Annotated in this window: 13 protein-coding genes; 9 read left to right on the top strand and 4 right to left on the bottom strand. The window is 61.7% G+C overall.

Annotated elements, in window-relative coordinates; genetic code table 11:
* The first annotated feature begins 14 nt into the window (after window positions 1-14).
* The gene (locus tag HV770_RS32860; protein ID WP_175165658.1) at window positions 15-1331 is read left to right on the top strand and encodes a lipopolysaccharide biosynthesis protein; all 1317 of its coding nucleotides are present in this window, start codon (window positions 15-17) and stop codon (window positions 1329-1331) included.
* Between the two features lie 51 nt (window positions 1332-1382).
* Window positions 1383-2573: a glycosyltransferase family 4 protein gene (locus HV770_RS32855; protein WP_175165657.1), complete on the top strand. Its 1191-nt coding sequence runs from the start codon at window positions 1383-1385 to the stop codon at window positions 2571-2573.
* Here HV770_RS32855 and HV770_RS32850 read toward each other — a convergent pair.
* Both HV770_RS32850 and HV770_RS32845 read right to left on the bottom strand, forming a co-directional pair.
* Window positions 2549-3184 carry a phosphatase PAP2 family protein gene (locus HV770_RS32850; protein WP_175165656.1) on the bottom strand — a complete coding sequence of 212 codons (636 nt, stop codon included), beginning with the start codon at window positions 3182-3184 and terminating at the stop codon, window positions 2549-2551. The genes HV770_RS32855 and HV770_RS32850 overlap by 25 nt on opposite strands.
* 90 nt (window positions 3185-3274) lie before the next feature.
* Complete coding sequence (locus tag HV770_RS32845; RefSeq protein ID WP_175165655.1) at window positions 3275-4522, bottom strand: O-antigen ligase family protein; 1248 nt, start codon at window positions 4520-4522, stop codon at window positions 3275-3277.
* Window positions 4523-5141: 619 nt separating this feature from the next.
* On the opposite strand from HV770_RS32845, the gene HV770_RS32840 reads away from it, so the two are divergent.
* From HV770_RS32840 to HV770_RS32825, 4 genes are all read left to right on the top strand, one after another.
* Complete coding sequence (locus HV770_RS32840) at window positions 5142-6671, top strand: mannose-1-phosphate guanylyltransferase/mannose-6-phosphate isomerase (protein WP_175165654.1); 1530 nt, start codon at window positions 5142-5144, stop codon at window positions 6669-6671.
* A 41-nt stretch (window positions 6672-6712) separates the two neighbouring features.
* Window positions 6713-8095 (top strand): undecaprenyl-phosphate glucose phosphotransferase, encoded by a 1383-nt coding sequence (locus tag HV770_RS32835; RefSeq protein WP_175165653.1) that lies wholly within the window; start codon window positions 6713-6715, stop codon window positions 8093-8095.
* Window positions 8096-8283: 188 nt separating this feature from the next.
* Window positions 8284-8607 carry a hypothetical protein gene (locus HV770_RS32830; RefSeq protein ID WP_121320825.1) on the top strand — a complete coding sequence of 108 codons (324 nt, stop codon included), beginning with the start codon at window positions 8284-8286 and terminating at the stop codon, window positions 8605-8607.
* Window positions 8608-8742: 135 nt separating this feature from the next.
* A complete protein-coding gene (locus HV770_RS32825) occupies window positions 8743-8952 on the top strand; it encodes a hypothetical protein (RefSeq protein WP_175165652.1) in 210 nt (69 codons plus the stop codon).
* A gap of 522 nt (window positions 8953-9474) precedes the next feature.
* On the opposite strand, the gene HV770_RS32820 is transcribed toward HV770_RS32825, so the two are convergent.
* On the bottom strand, window positions 9475-10065 hold the full coding sequence (locus tag HV770_RS32820; protein ID WP_175165651.1) for a TetR/AcrR family transcriptional regulator: 591 nt from the start codon (window positions 10063-10065) through the stop codon (window positions 9475-9477).
* 204 nt (window positions 10066-10269) lie between these two features.
* On the opposite strand from HV770_RS32820, the gene HV770_RS32815 reads away from it, so the two are divergent.
* Entirely contained in the window at window positions 10270-11046 is a 777-nt protein-coding gene (locus HV770_RS32815; RefSeq protein WP_175165650.1) for an SDR family NAD(P)-dependent oxidoreductase, read from the top strand.
* Between the two features lie 113 nt (window positions 11047-11159).
* Here HV770_RS32815 and HV770_RS32810 read toward each other — a convergent pair whose 3' ends face one another.
* Complete coding sequence (locus HV770_RS32810) at window positions 11160-12119, bottom strand: AraC family transcriptional regulator (RefSeq protein WP_175165649.1); 960 nt, start codon at window positions 12117-12119, stop codon at window positions 11160-11162.
* Between the two features lie 150 nt (window positions 12120-12269).
* On the opposite strand from HV770_RS32810, the gene HV770_RS32805 reads away from it, so the two are divergent.
* Together HV770_RS32805 and HV770_RS32800 are read left to right on the top strand one after the other, a co-directional pair.
* On the top strand, window positions 12270-13346 hold the full coding sequence (locus tag HV770_RS32805) for a zinc-binding dehydrogenase (protein ID WP_175165648.1): 1077 nt from the start codon (window positions 12270-12272) through the stop codon (window positions 13344-13346).
* 95 nt (window positions 13347-13441) lie between these two features.
* Window positions 13442-14434 carry an ABC transporter substrate-binding protein gene (locus HV770_RS32800; RefSeq protein ID WP_175165647.1) on the top strand — a complete coding sequence of 331 codons (993 nt, stop codon included), beginning with the start codon at window positions 13442-13444 and terminating at the stop codon, window positions 14432-14434.
* Window positions 14435-14507: the final 73 nt, after the last annotated feature.

Genomic DNA, 14507 nt, shown 5'->3' with positions numbered 1-14507 from the left:
ACAAAGGGGGCAGTATGGATAGACGAGCGGGCGCCAACGTTATTGCGTTTGTCTACGGCGGTTATTTGATGAGGTACATCTATCTCATCATCGTCGTGCCGTTCTACGGCAGGATTCTCGGCGTCGCCGAGTACGGCCGGGTATTGGCGTCGATGTCGCTGATGAACGTGATATGGATGCTCGCCGGTTATGGATTCACGTTCGTCGGCATGCGCGAGGTGTCGAAGGCGCAATCGGCGGCGGAGTGCAACTCCATCTACTCGTTGCACGTGAGCGCACGCCTTGTGATGGGATTGCTGGGCGGCAGTATCGGCGTCATCGCGACGATGAGCTCACCGGTCCTGTCGGAGCGGCCGATGATCGGTCTGCTCGCCACGCTGCTGGGTATCGTGTCGGCGATGAATCTGGGCTGGCTATTCCAGGGGCGCCAGCACTTTCGAACCCCGATCATGATCGAGGTGTTCGGTTTCGCGCTCAGTCTCGTGCTGGTTCTGAATTTGGTCAATGGGCCGAGTGACGCCGTGTGGGTGCTGGCGAGTCTGCTGATCGCGGGCGTGGCGTCCTCGATCATTTCGTACGGCCTGACGACCTGGCAACTGGGCTTGCCGCGTCTCAGCTTCGCGGGCGTCGTGCCTCTCGTGCGAGGCTCGACGATGCTGTTCTGCTACTCGTCGGGCTCGGTCGTGCTCACGGCGTCTTCGACTTATCTGTTGACGCTGCTGTCCACGCCCGCCCAGGTGGGCTACTTCGGCGCGGCCGAACGTTTCGCGACGATCGGGCTCAGTCTGATGGGGCCGGCGTCGCAGGTGTTCATTCCCACGATATCGCGGCAACTCGCGCTCGGCGACAAAGAGGGTGCACATGTCACGACCCGGCGAGGCGCCACCTTGTTGATCGGCTACGGACTGCTGGCGTTTTGTGGCGCGCTCACGCTTTCGCCATTTGTGCTGCCGTTGATCCTCGGGCCCGCATTTGAACCGAGTGCGCACGTATTGCAGATCTTCGCATGGATGTTCCCCTTCGCCGCTTTTAACCAGTTTGTCGCGTTCTATGTATTCGTCCCGCGAAAGAAAGACAAGCTGCTTGCCATGACCGGTGTGGTTTCCGGGTTGATCAATGTGATGACGGCCCTTTTTCTTGCTTCTCGATACGGTGCGGTAGGGATGGCGTCTGCTCGGGTGATCGGCGAAGCAGCGCTGGCTGTGATGCTGATGGGCATCATGATCCGCCTTGAGTTGATCAATCTGTTGCCGGGCGCCGAGCGGGCGTTTGGCATGGTTCGAATGGCGTGCGGCTTTCGGCCTCAGGCAGGCGCCGCCAAGGATGAATGAAGCAGGACCTCGCACGCGGAGGTCCAGGTTGCTATCTCACAGGAGGTCGAAGTGAAAGTCGCTATTGTTCACGATTGGTTGGTGGTCTCGGGCGGCGCGGAGAAGGTGTTGAAAAATATCATCGAGTGCTTCCCGAACGCGGACATCTTCTCGATTGTCGATTTTCTGGAAGACCGCGACTGCGTGAAGGGAAAGACTGTCCATACGTCGTTCATTCAGAGAATGCCTTTTGCCCGGCAGCGCTACCGCGCCTACCTGCCGCTCATGCCGATCGCGATCGAACAGGTCGATCTGTCCGGCTATGACCTCGTCATTTCCAGCTCGCATGCGGTGGCGAAGGGCGTACTGACCGGGCCGAACCAGGTCCACGTCAGTTACGTTCATTCGCCCATTCGCTATGCGTGGGACTTGCAGCATCAGTATCTCAGGGAGTCCCACCTGAGTACCGGCATCAAGTCCGCGATGGCCCGCGTGCTGCTCCATTACATTCGCGGATGGGATTCGCGCTCGGCCAACGGCGTCGATCACCTGGTCGCGAATTCGCAGTTCATTGCGCGGCGTATCAGGAAGGCCTATCAACGCGACGCAACCGTCATTTATCCGCCGGTCGACCTCGCCAGCATGACGGTGTGTACCCAGAAGGACGACTTCTACGTGACGGCGTCACGGATGGTGCCATACAAGCGCATCGACCTGATCGTGCAAGCGTTTTCGCAAACGCCCGAGCGGCGGCTCGTGGTGATCGGCGATGGCCCTGAAATGAAGAAGATCAAATCGTGCGCGGGAGAAAACGTCACGATTCTTGGTCATCAACCATGGGAAGTTCTCGTCGATCATTTACGGCGCGCCCGCGCATTCGTGTTTGCGGCGGAAGAAGACTTCGGTATCTCGGTGGTGGAAGCGCAGGCATGCGGAACGCCGGTGATCGCATTCGGCCGGGGCGGCGCGCTTGAAACAGTCGTCGGTTTGCCGCTCGATCGGCCAACAGGCGTGTTCTTTGGCGAACAGACACTGGAGTCGTTGCTGGAAGCGGTCGGCCGGTTTGAAAACAATGCTGGTTTGTTCGACCCGCGGCAATGCCGCCGGAATGCCGAGCGCTTTTCAACGGAGAACTTCAAGGCGGCACTGACGGATTTCATCGACTCCCGGCTTCCGTACGCCTGTGTCGAGCAGTTTCTTCCATATCCGGTCAGAGACCCGCAGTCCGTCGACGAACGTCATCTGGCCGACGTGGCATCGTAAGACTGGAGGCGATAGCGAATCCGCTCCAGCACGGCCATGACGGATGGCACGTGTTTGCGAATTTGCGGCGAACGTGTTTCGATCAGATGTTGAAGCGGCGCCTTATGACCATAGGCGAGGGTGGAGACTAGCAGAACGCTTAGCGTGGGCCAGATGGCTCCGAACCGTACGGGCTCGACATGGACGGCCGCCCGCAAGAAAACTAGCGCCATGAGCGCGCCAAGCAGCCAGCCGGAAATGACTTCGGGCAGCGTATGTGAATGGTCGACGAGGCGGGAAAAACCAGTCAGCGCTCCGATCACCATGCCCGCGACGATGCCCGGCAGCATCGGCTGCCGCCACCACTTCAGCAAGAGCGTAATGGCGGCCATCCAGATGGACGTCGACAGCATGGTGTGACCGCTAATGACGCGGAAATCATCGGCCGGAATGGCTATTCCCCAACTGGCATAGACGATCTTGGTCGCGCCCACGAGCGCGGCGCCAACGGCGAGTACGCCGATCAGGCGAAGTGCCAGACGCACATCGAATAGCGCAATCCAGCCGGCGCAAATAGCCGCCACGGGCAACGTGATGGCGGCGTCGCCCAGGTTGGTGAATACAGTCCACATAGGGTTCTCTCGTTGTCGCTTTCCGGCTGCCGCGTGGCTGAAAAGAGCGCCTCCCGCGGGCAGATTGGTTGAGTGCGGCCGTATTATCGCTCACGAGGGCGTGGGGCCATTCGGCGTATGCGGCGACCGTTCGAACGCGACGGCGCTGGACGGGCGCCATGCGAGCAACAACGAGATGACAAGCGAAAGGATCAGAACGTTCGACGGCGAGACGAGCCGATGTTCGGTCGCGGCCATCACAAGCAGGCAAACTGACGAGATTTCGACGAACCGGAACGCGGCGAAGTTTTGTCCCCGGCCGGTCAGCGCGGCGGCCGCCGCGCCATGCTGGCTCCATTCAATCAGCTTCCAGAAAAAACTCAGTAACAGCGCGAGTCCGACCACGCCTAGTTCTGCGAGAAAGTTGAGGTAGGAGTTGTGCGCATGTGAGTCGCTATGTTCGATCGACACGTCCGACGGAATACCCACCACGTGGAAGTATGACACGACGCTGCCGATATGGTCGTCGAACGAACCGAACCCGAGGCCGATGATCGGGCTGTGTTCGAAGTACATGAGCGCGCGTGGCCACAGCCATTCGTAGCGGATGCTCAGATTGGCGACCTTCGCATCCTGATTCTGGATCGTGAAGGAGTAGCCCATATAGTTGACCGTCGGGTCCGTGTTGTAGAGCGCCATTGCGATGGAAGCCACGAGAAGACCGGCTATCAGCGAGGCCAGCATCCAGCGCTTGCGGCCGAAGTAGACATAGGGCAGCGCCGCCAGAACGCCCAGCAGCGAACCGCGGCTATAAGTGGAAAAAAGCATCAACGCGTTGGCGGCCAGCAGCGCAAGAATCAGCCTGCTGCGCCTTTGCAGATAGCACGCGGCGCCCAGGCAGAACAGCATTGCAAAGAAGCCGCCGGCCGCGTTGCGTGCAATGAAGTAGCTGCCAAAGCTCGCATCGGGATGGATGAAAATGCTGAGTAAGCCATTCTCAAGAATGTAGTAAGCGTAAAGCGGCAAGTTGATCACTACTGCAAACACGAAGAACGTGCGAAGCACTTTGTTCAGATCCCAACGGTGCATATACAGGCAACCGGCAAAGATCGGCGCATAGGAGACGAAAAAATTGCCGTCGCGCCGATAGAAGTCGAATTCAAGGAACGACGCGGGATCGTAGAGCAGTGTCGACACCACGATCAGCAGCGTCAGCAAGGTGAGTGGCGTGATAAACGCGGGGTAACTTCTGCCGAAAAAGCGCCATGAACAGAAGACGAGCGGGGCAAGACCTACCGCGCTTACCGGTACCAGATTGGTCACAGTCAGGAATAGCGCAAGTAACGATATGTAAGCCATTGCGACTCCAGGAAAACGAAATGGCGCACAGGGCCCCGAAGACTCGTCCATGTGAAGACAGCCGCCATGGAGTCGGAGACGGAAAGCCAGCGTCGAGCCGGCATGGACAACATCGGTGTCCGTATCTTTGAGGAATCAAACGTGAGCACGTTCATTGCACGGTACCACGTGTCGTCATTGATTTCCAACCTCGGCGTATGCCGGTGTTGGCTAAGTCAGCTTCATCCGGATACTCAGGAATCCGGCCCCACGAGCAGAGCCAAAATCTCCACTGTTCGCGCCACGTATGCTGTGGTGCAGCGTGGGCTGTCTATGATTGATCACATCGAGTGCGGCGCTATGGGCATCAGTCTGTCGGCATAACGCCGGTTCGCTTTTATTGCCTTTACGCGATCTGCCGCGACCCGATCGCGCCGATGCTTGCGTTGAGAGGCCGAATCAGACCGATAGGCCGCTACGTACATCCTCCGCGCAACGAACTGGTTGGCTCTGTCAGTCCGTTATAGACGTCCTGTCATTAATCACACGAGAAGTCTTCGACGCGCTTCGCGTCGCCATGCGTTATGCGCGGACATCGAGCGGGCGCTCTCGAGCCGGCATCAAGCTAAGGGAGCTTTATATGGGAAAGGTTACGGCAGTGACGGACGCAACGACGGACGCAACGACGGATGCCGATTCGATCGAAAAGGCTCCGGTGGACTATCCGCCGCTCGTGCAGGTCATTCTCGCCGGGGGATCGGGGACTCGTCTGTGGCCGATGTCGCGTGAGCAGTTTCCGAAGCAGTTGATCGACCTGATCGGCAACCAGACATTATTGCAAGCCACGATGGGGCGCATGGCCGGCTTCAGCAGCTTCTGGGATGTGTCGGCCGACCCGGTCGTCGTCTGCGGTACCGAGCATTACTTTGCCACTTACGAACAGGCGCGCGAGGTCGGGGTGAACGCGCGCATCGTGGTGGAGCCCGCGCGCCGCGATACCGCGCCGGCGCTCACGCTCGCCGCATTGGCCGCTTGCGCCGATGGACAGGACGCCATTCTGGTCGTGATGCCCGCTGATCATTCGATAGCCAATCTCGACGCGCTTCATCGCGCCATCGACGTCGCAGCGCGGCACGCACAAGCGGGTTCGATCGCCACGTTAGGCGTTCCCCCTGACCGCGCGGACACCGGTTTCGGCTATATCCGGCTCGGCAGCGAGTTGCGCGACGGCGCACGTCGCATCGAGCGCTTCGTCGAGAAGCCCGCAGCGGAACTCGCCGCTCAGTATGTGGAGTCGGGCAATTATTGGTGGAACAGCGGGATGGTGGTGGTCCGTTCATCGGTATGGCTTGCGATGATCGAACGTTTTCAGCCGGAGATACACGCCGCGTGCGTTCAGGCGCATCAGGGCGCGAGAGAAACCACCGAGTGCGTCATTCCCGACGCCGCCGAATTCCTGCGCTCGCCCTCCGATTCGATCGATTACGCGGTGATGGAGCAGTTAGGGAAGCCTGATTCGCCTTTCGCCGGCGTGGTGGTGCCGCTCGACGCGGGCTGGTCGGATCTCGGGTCGTGGGATGCAGTCTGGCAGGCGATGGAAAAGGACGACTGCGGCAACGCATCGAATGGGCGCGTGCTGTTCGAAGGCGCGACCGCAACCTATGCGCGTTCGCAAGGCGGCCGGCTGCTTGCCTGTGTCGGCACGAACAATCTGATCGTGATCGAGACCGACGACGCCGTGCTGGTGGCGGAGCGCTCGCACGTGCAGGACATCAAGGGACTGGTGTCGCGCATCAAGCGCGAAAAATCGCCGGAAGCCGACGCACATCGAAAAGTGCGCCGGCCGTGGGGCTTTTACGATTCGATCGACCACGGCGATCGCTTTCAGGTCAAACGCATCGTCGTGATGCCGGGCGCGCGCCTGTCGTTGCAGATGCATCACCATCGCGCGGAGCATTGGGTTGTCGTGAGCGGGACGGCGCTCGTCACGCGCGGGGAAGAACAGTTTCTTCTCGGCGAAAACGAGTCGACGTATATCCCGCTGGGCATACGTCATCGTTTGGAAAATCCTGGCCGCGTGCCGCTGCAGATCATCGAAGTTCAGTCCGGAACCTATCTTGGCGAAGACGACATCGTCAGATTCGACGACAAGTATGGGCGTTGCGGCTGAATCGGGTGGGTCGAACGAATGCGTGCTCTCAGGGGGCTGCAATGCGATTGATTACTGGTCTACTGGCAAGATTGTTCGACGTGGCGATGATCCTCTCGGGCGCTCTCGTGGCCTCGCAGATCCGTTTCGAAACGGACTCGCAGCGCAGTTTCTATCTGGCGTTCGTGGCCTTTGCGGCGGCCTTTGCACTCGCGGTGTTTCCGGCGCTGGGCGTGTACGAGTCATGGCGCGGCCGCTCCAAGCGCGCGCTCGCGGGGCACGTCGCGCTCGGCTGGCTGCTCGTTCAGGCGTGCGCGATGGTGCTGATGTTTTCGCTGCACCAGATCGATTTCGTGTCGCGTCTCTGGTTCGTGTATTGGACCGGTATTTCGGGTGCGGCGATGATGGCCGGGCGCATGGTGACGCATGCGTTGCTCGGCCGGATGCGCAATGCGGGTTTGAATTTGCAGCAGGTTGCGGTTGCGGCGTGCGCAGAGCATTGCGACGAAATCATTCGCAAGATGGAAATGTCGCCTGCCGCTGGTTTTCGCGCCAACGCGTTATATAACCTGCGCCCGGGCAGCGCAGTCGCGACCGCGGCGCCCGTCAGGGTCTTTGAAGAGCATGCCGCTTTTGCCCGATACGTTCGTGAGCAGAATATCGGCGAAGTGTGGCTGGCGTTGCCGCTGACCGAAGAGCGTTCGATTCTCCGGCTCGTCGACGAGTTTCGCAACGACCTGATCAATATCCGGTTCATGCCCGATGTGCGCACGCTTGCGCTCTTCGAAGGCAGCATGACCGACCTGCTGGGGCTGCCGACGATCAATCTGGCCGCGTCGCCGCTACCGCCCAAGGCAATGGTGCAGAAGGAATTGTTCGACTGGTTTTTTGCGCTAGGGGCGCTGATCGCGGTGTCGCCGATTCTGCTCGCCTGCGCGATTGCCGTGAAGCTGAGTTCGCCCGGCCCGGTCTTCTTCAGGCAGCGCCGCAAAGGCGCAGACGGGCGGGTTTTCAGCATTTACAAATTTCGCACCATGCGTCTGCACGAGCAGAAGCCGGGCTTGCTGGAGCAGGCGACACGCGATGATCCACGCATTACGAAGGTGGGCGGATTCCTTCGGCGCACGAGTCTCGATGAACTGCCGCAGTTCTTCAATGTGCTGCGCGGCGATATGTCGGTGGTCGGGCCGCGTCCTCACGCGCTCGAACACGACGATCTCTATCAGCACATCGTGTCAGGCTACATCCACCGCTACCGGATCAAACCCGGCATCACCGGATGGGCGCAGATCAACGGCTTTCGCGGTGAAACCGATCGCCTCGAAAAGATGGAGGGCCGTGTGGCGCACGATTTGTATTACCTGCGCAACTGGTCATTCGCACTGGACGTCAAAATCATTTTCGCGACTGTATTCAAGGGGCTTCATCATCCTAATGCTTACTGATCTTAGATCGAGGCCCCAGTAATACGGTACAGGAAGTCGGGTAGTGGTTTTGGAAAGCAGAGCCCCGAATGGTCCGGGTATAAAAATGGCGGTATATCGGTGGTGTGTTGAGCGGGAATGCCGCAGGCGAACAGGGCGTTATCCGCAGCGAGCGGGTCGGCAATCAGGAACCCATACGGAGACAGGACGTGAGCGAACAGTTATGGTGCGTCCATATCGAAGGGCTGAACGACTTCATTGCCACCGATTCCCACGAATCGGCGAGGCAAGAGGCGTTGGCGATCAATGCGTATATCGACCGGGCCGAGAAAGGACCGCGTGCGGCGATCCTGCGGGCGGTGGTGATCGAGTGGCCGTTCACACCGGCGAGTCATGCGCGTTCGCTCCACGATGACTGGCACGATTTGCAGAACATGCCGCACAGAAAGGCGTCCACGAGTGGACCCGATGGCGTGCTGGGGAGCATCGCACGGCGTGTCAAGGAACTGGTGTCCGTGGCGCGCGGCAAGTAGCGTGAGCCTGCGCGGTGGCGGCGAACGTCCTCGCCATTTGTAACGCGGTAATTTCGCGCAACACAACCGTAGTCTGAATGTCGGACTGGGTGTCTACGATGTCGGCATGTCCTCTATTCACCGACGAGGTAGCCGATGCTGACCCATCACGAAGTCGCGACCCTGCTGCGCCTGAGCGATGCCGAAAGGCGTCTGCAAGAACTCGATGCGGAAGTACTTGCGCTGAGCCGCTATGAACTGGTCGAGATCGCCTGGCGCGACGACGGCGATATCTCGACACTCAAACTGACGGGACGCGGTCGCGAGCTTGCGCGGCGTCTGAGCAGGGATAGCGACGGCGTCTGAGCTGCCGTAGCCTGTTGCCCATGATCGGCACGAGTAGCATGCCGATGGATGCCACTTCAGGCGGCAAATGGCGCAGCATCGCGAACCACGCCAGAGAGCAGACACCCCTCCTCGGTACCGCGATCATGTAGGTCGGCACGGCCCAGCCCGCGGTGTTGAGTGCCGTGAAGTCCGGATGCTCGATCAGCAATCCCGCGATGACCATCGGCACGCAACCGGGTTCGACCTGCCACTCGACCAGCATGATCGGCGCAACGATGAGAGTGTGCGTGTGATGACGGTGCCCCGCGCAAACAGCACCGCCGCGAGCAGCAGCGCCGCCGCCACAGCGGCGACACCACGCGAGAGTAACGCAAGCCACTGCCGTAGCGGTATTGTCATCGCGGGCCCGTTGAGGGCCCGGCCGGTTGCCGTCACCGGAAGGAAAAATACACCGGCTCGTCCGGCGGCTTCATTGGAATAGATTGGATGATTGCCTGAACGACCGTCACGGCAACGCGTGCGAGACGGCGTGCAACGGTTTCACCCGGCGCCGGCATCTCCGCCCTGAGCCACGATCAGATCGAGCGATGCAGCGAGAATCGATTTCGCGAGTTGCTTGTCGTCCACCGCCCGCGCCAGCGTGACCGCCCCGATGATGGTCGCGACGATGCCAAGCGCCGCGCTCTTGCTTCGACCCGCCAGTGTCTCGGCGATTTGTGCCGCCAGCGTATGTACGTAGGCTGTCAGCCGCTCGCGAACTTCGGGGCTCGCATGGCGCGCCTCGCCGGCGAGCGCACACAACGCGCAGCCGCTGCCGGGGTTCCTGATATGACGCTCGCTGAGAAACGCCTCCGCAATCGCCCGCAGCGGCTCATTTGCGTTGGACGCACCCGTTCCGGTATGCAGCGCTTCGATACGTTCCCGGCTTTGCGCGACCGCGTATTCGAGCGCCTCGACAATCAGCGCGTCGCGTGAATCGAAATGGCCGTAGAACGCGCCATGCGTGAGTCCGGCGCTGCGCATGCAGTCCGCGACGCCGAGCGCGGCGATCCCGTCTTCACGAATTTGCCGCGCCGCCGTTTCCAGAACGCGCTGCCTGCTTTCAGCCTTCTGCGCCTGTGAGTAGCCCATTTTTCCGTTCTCCGACACTTGACAATCTGCATGATGATCATAATACTGAAAATGTGCATGATGATCAACATGCAGAATGAGGATGACGGAAGGTCCTCGCAATAGTTCGTTTGTCAGCAGCGGCACGAAGCCGCTTAACCGTTCAGGGCGTCGCGCGGCCGTGGCTTAGGGACCGTGCCGGCGGAGCGATCAAGGAGAAGGAAGATGCGTTTCACAGGAAAGACAGCGTTGGTTACGGGTGGGAATAGCGGCATCGGTTTCGTCACGGCGAAGCTGCTGATTGCCGAAGGCGCGCGAGTGGTAATCACGGGCCGCGACCGGGCCAAGCTCGATCAGGCGGTGTCGGAGTTGGGCGAAAACGCGCTAGGCGTGCAGGCTAATCTGGATGACGAAGCCGCAATCGGCGCGCTGTTCAAGCAAATCGAAAGCGCGTTTGGCGCATTGGACATCGTGTTCGCCAACGCCGGCATTTCGGGACCGACGCCGCTCGGCGGCACATCGGCCGCAGCGTTCGACGCGATTCTTCGCACGAACCTGACAGCGGTGTTTCTGACGGTGCAGGCGGCGCTTCCGTTGATGAGCGAAGGTGGCTCGATCGTATTGAACGGTTCGGTGATGCGCGAACTCGGCTCGCCGGGCTCGGCCGCTTATTCGGCCACCAAGGCGGGCATCACCGGCATGGCGAAGGTCTTCGCATCCGAGCTCGTGCAGCGCGGCATCCGCGTGAACACGGTGATTCCGGGCGGCACGCGCACGCCGATCTGGACGCGCGGCGCACGCGAGGGCGCAACGCTCGACGGAACCGAACAGGCGCTCTCACCGCGTATTCCGATGGGCCGTCTTGCGGCGCCGGAAGAAGTGGCGGCGGCGGTGCTGTTTCTTGCGTCGCGGGACGCCTCGGGAATGACCGGCGCTGAGATTGTCGTGGATGGCGGCACGATCGGCGCGCCGTGGGGTGCGCAGATGTATCGCGCGGCGTGAGTGAGGGAAGAGAGCGGGTGCCGGAAGCTGGCTGGAAACGAAAAAACGGCACCCAGTGACTCACTTTCTATCGGCGCACCGCCGGCGAAGTGCCCGACGTCGTCCGGCAACCGTCACGTCTCGCGGCTGAGCGCGCGAAAGCGGCCGGGGCTCTGCCCGGTCGAGCGCTTGAATGCGATGCTGAACGCGGTGTCGGACAAATAGCCGATGCGCAACGCGATGTCGGTCAGTGACGCTTCCGAGTGCTTGAGCGCGGAACACGCGATCGTCATCCGCCACTGCGCGAGATATTCGACGGGCGCACTGCCCACCTGGCGGCGAAAGCGCGCTGCGAACGCGGTGCGCGACATACCCACCGCGTACGCCAGGCTCTCGACGGTCCAGCGTTCGCCAGGCTGCGCGTGCATCATCGACAACGCGCTGCCGATCTTCGGATCGGCAAGCGCCCCGAGCCAACCCTCGGGTTGCGGCGTAGACGCGAGATAAGTTCGCAGCACGTGCACGAGCACCAGCGCCGCGAGACTGCTGCGCGCGATGTCCGCACCCGCATGCAGGCCGGTCGTTTCCCATCCGAGCAGATCGAGCAAGCGTGACAGCGCTTGCGAACCTAGCTCTGCGGCGCGCAGATGAATCAGCGGCGGCAGATGGCTCAGCAGCTTGCCTGTGACGTCGTTTTCGAACGTGAAGCGGCCGCTCGCGATGATCACGCGTTCGGAATCACGTCGCCCGCCGCCTTCATCACAATTACCTTCACCTTCACCGCGATAACGCACGACGCCATCCGCGCCGCGAATACGACGGTAAGTTGCCGGACCATCGAGCGGCGCGCGGCGTGGGTCGCTTGCCGAATAAAACGGCTGACCGTCCGTCAGCATGTAGAAGTCGCCCGGTTCGAGCGTCAGCGGCGCCTTGCTGCCTTCGATCCACAGATGAGAGCGGCCCGCCAGCACCCCACCGAACTTGATGCCCTGATACGCGGCGAAGCGGAACGCCCACGCCCCACTGCCTTCGAACCGGGACGACAGCACGCTGCTCACGCGCAGCATCGAGAGTACGTCGGAAAGCGCGTCCATAAATGTACGGTCTAATAGGAATGAGGGCTTTTCTATTATAGGCACGGACGTTTTTTGGCGGGATCATAGCGCCATCCACGCGACGAACCGTGCGGCTTGGTGCAACAACAAGCGAGCCGTGGCAACGCGCATACACGGAGGATCTCTTCGATGAAAGCATGGCAACTCGAACGGCTGGGCGGCGCCCTGAGTCTGAACGACATTCCGGTGCCGCAACCGCGCGCGGGCGGCGTCGTGGTTCGCGTCGAAGCGTCCTCGCTGATGTCGTACATGAAGGCCTACGTGGACGGCAAACTGCCGATCTACCACGTACCTTCACAGCCGTTCGTCCCGGGTGGCAATGGCGTGGGTATCGTACATTCGGTGGGTCGCGACGTGTGGCATCTGCGTCCCGGGCAGCGTGTCGTTCTGTCGTCGTATTTCGTCGCGCAGGAAAACGTGCGGGAGCCCGCACAGGTTTTGCTGGGCGTGACCGCTAACGGCGCGGCAGCAGAGCGCGTGCAGGCCGACTGGCCCGACGGCACGCTGGCCGAATATGCGTCGTATCCCGCCAGCGCGGTGACGCCGGCCGACGATCTGCCGCATCTGAGTTCCGTTCAGCTGGCGATGACCACCCGCTGCATCGTGCCGCTCGGCGGGCTGTTGCGCGGCCGGCTCGCTGCCGGCGAAACGCTGATCGTGTCCGGCGCGACGGGCGCCTATGGCACCGGCGCCGTGCTGCTTGCCTTGGCGATGGGCGCGAGCCGGATCGTCGCGGTGGGGAGAAATGCGCGGGCGCTCGAGGCGCTTGCGGCGCTTGACCGTGCGCGGGTCGTCACGGTCACGGCCACCGGCGACGTGCAGGCCGACGCCCAAGCGCTGCGCGAGGCTACGCACGGCGGCGCGCATATGGCATTCGACATGGTCGGCAATGCGAGCGATCCCAATCTCACGCTAGCGGCGCTACGCGGTCTCGCGCAAGGCGGCCGGCTGGTTCTGATGGGCAGCATGGCCGTGCCGCTGCCGATTCCCTATACCGAAGTCATGTTGAACGGCTGGGAAATTGTCGGCCAGTTCATGTATCCGCGTGAGTCATATCGTCGGCTGCTCGACCTGGTTCGCAGCGGGCAGCTCGATCTCGCCAAGCTGCACCCGCGTGTCTATCCGCTCGCCGCGCTGCCCGAAGCGATGGAGGCGGCGGCCTGCGCGAGCAGCTTCGAATGCGTGGTTATCGATCACGAGCAATGATATTCACGCGAGCGCTCATATACATATCGCAATCAATTCATTCCCACGACCCGCGACCGCCGCTACGCTTGTCACTCAATCGTAAGCGAGGACATATGGCCGCATCCGTTTGGCCGTCGTTTTTCCAGCGACGCCGTGCGCTGAAGCTGCTCGGCGTCACACCGGCACTCGCCGCGAGCGTGTTTGCTTCACGTGCTGCACACGCAGCCGGGGCAGCGTCGACCACGCTCGTGCTAGGCGACCAGGCGGGCGCCACGCGCGCGCTAGTCGAAGCCGCCAGGGTGCTCGACGGTGCGCCGTATGCGTATCGCTGGGCCAACTTTCAGGGCGCGGCGCCGCTCTTCGAAGCACAACGCGCGAATGCCGTCGATCTCGCGCCGGCAGGCGACTTGCCGGTGCTTGCGGCCGCGCTCGGCGATCCCACGTTGAAGATCGTCGCAACGCGTGTCGGCTCGGGTGCGCAGCTGGGCATTCTAGTCGCGCCGAATTCGAAGATCGCCACGGTGGCGGACCTGAAAGGGCGCACGGTGTTCGTGTCGTCGGCGCGCGGCAGCATTTCACAGTTCCAGCTCTATGGCGCGCTTGCCGAGGCGGGACTGTCGAGAGACGACGTGACGGTCCGCTTCATTCTGCCGGTGGACGCGTTCGCGGCGTTCGCATCCGGATCGATCGAAGTGTGGGCGACGTTCGATCCTTACTACGGCATCGCCGTGCAACGCGGCGCGCGGATTCTGCGCGACGGCACGGGTATCAATAGCGGACTGGGCTTTATCACCGCCTCGGGCGCCGCGCTCGCGGATGCGCACAAGCGCAAGGCGATCGCCGATTTTCTGCTGAGACTGCAACGCGCGGGCGATTGGGCGTTGGCCAATCCCGACGCCTATGCACAGATCTACGCGACGCTGACACGCTCGCCGATCGATGCCGCGAAACGGATCACGCAGCGCGCGTCGCTGAAGCAGCATTTCGTCACCGACGCCGACATCGCCGCGCTTCAGAAGGTCGCCGACAGCGCGAACCGCGACGCGATTCTGCCGCGCCGTATCGACGTGCGTGCGATCTCCGACACGCATATCGCGAGCGTTTGAGTGGTGCGTCGTTGTATCTGCGCATGACGAACGCTTCGACGCGCAATGCCGAAGCGTTCATCACGCCACACGC

The organism is Paraburkholderia fynbosensis, from assembly GCF_902859935.1.
Lineage (GTDB): Bacteria > Pseudomonadota > Gammaproteobacteria > Burkholderiales > Burkholderiaceae > Paraburkholderia > Paraburkholderia fynbosensis.
This window is presented reverse-complemented; position numbering and strand designations above follow the sequence as displayed.

Bases quoted from the DNA above. Each gene is read 5' to 3' on its own strand.
- HV770_RS32860 (WP_175165658.1), top strand. From the start codon at position 15: ATGGATAGACGAGCGGGCGCCAACGTTATTGCGTTTGTCTACGGCGGT.
- HV770_RS32850 (WP_175165656.1), bottom strand. From the start codon at position 3,184: ATGTGGACTGTATTCACCAACCTGGGCGACGCCGCCATCACGTTGCCC.
- HV770_RS32845 (WP_175165655.1), bottom strand. From the start codon at position 4,522: ATGGCTTACATATCGTTACTTGCGCTATTCCTGACTGTGACCAATCTG.
- HV770_RS32840 (WP_175165654.1), top strand. From the start codon at position 5,142: ATGGGAAAGGTTACGGCAGTGACGGACGCAACGACGGACGCAACGACG.
- HV770_RS32835 (WP_175165653.1), top strand. From the start codon at position 6,713: ATGCGATTGATTACTGGTCTACTGGCAAGATTGTTCGACGTGGCGATG.
- HV770_RS32825 (WP_175165652.1), top strand. From the start codon at position 8,743: ATGCTGACCCATCACGAAGTCGCGACCCTGCTGCGCCTGAGCGATGCC.
- HV770_RS32820 (WP_175165651.1), bottom strand. From the start codon at position 10,065: ATGGGCTACTCACAGGCGCAGAAGGCTGAAAGCAGGCAGCGCGTTCTG.
- HV770_RS32815 (WP_175165650.1), top strand. From the start codon at position 10,270: ATGCGTTTCACAGGAAAGACAGCGTTGGTTACGGGTGGGAATAGCGGC.
- HV770_RS32810 (WP_175165649.1), bottom strand. From the start codon at position 12,119: ATGGACGCGCTTTCCGACGTACTCTCGATGCTGCGCGTGAGCAGCGTG.
- HV770_RS32805 (WP_175165648.1), top strand. From the start codon at position 12,270: ATGAAAGCATGGCAACTCGAACGGCTGGGCGGCGCCCTGAGTCTGAAC.
- HV770_RS32800 (WP_175165647.1), top strand. From the start codon at position 13,442: ATGGCCGCATCCGTTTGGCCGTCGTTTTTCCAGCGACGCCGTGCGCTG.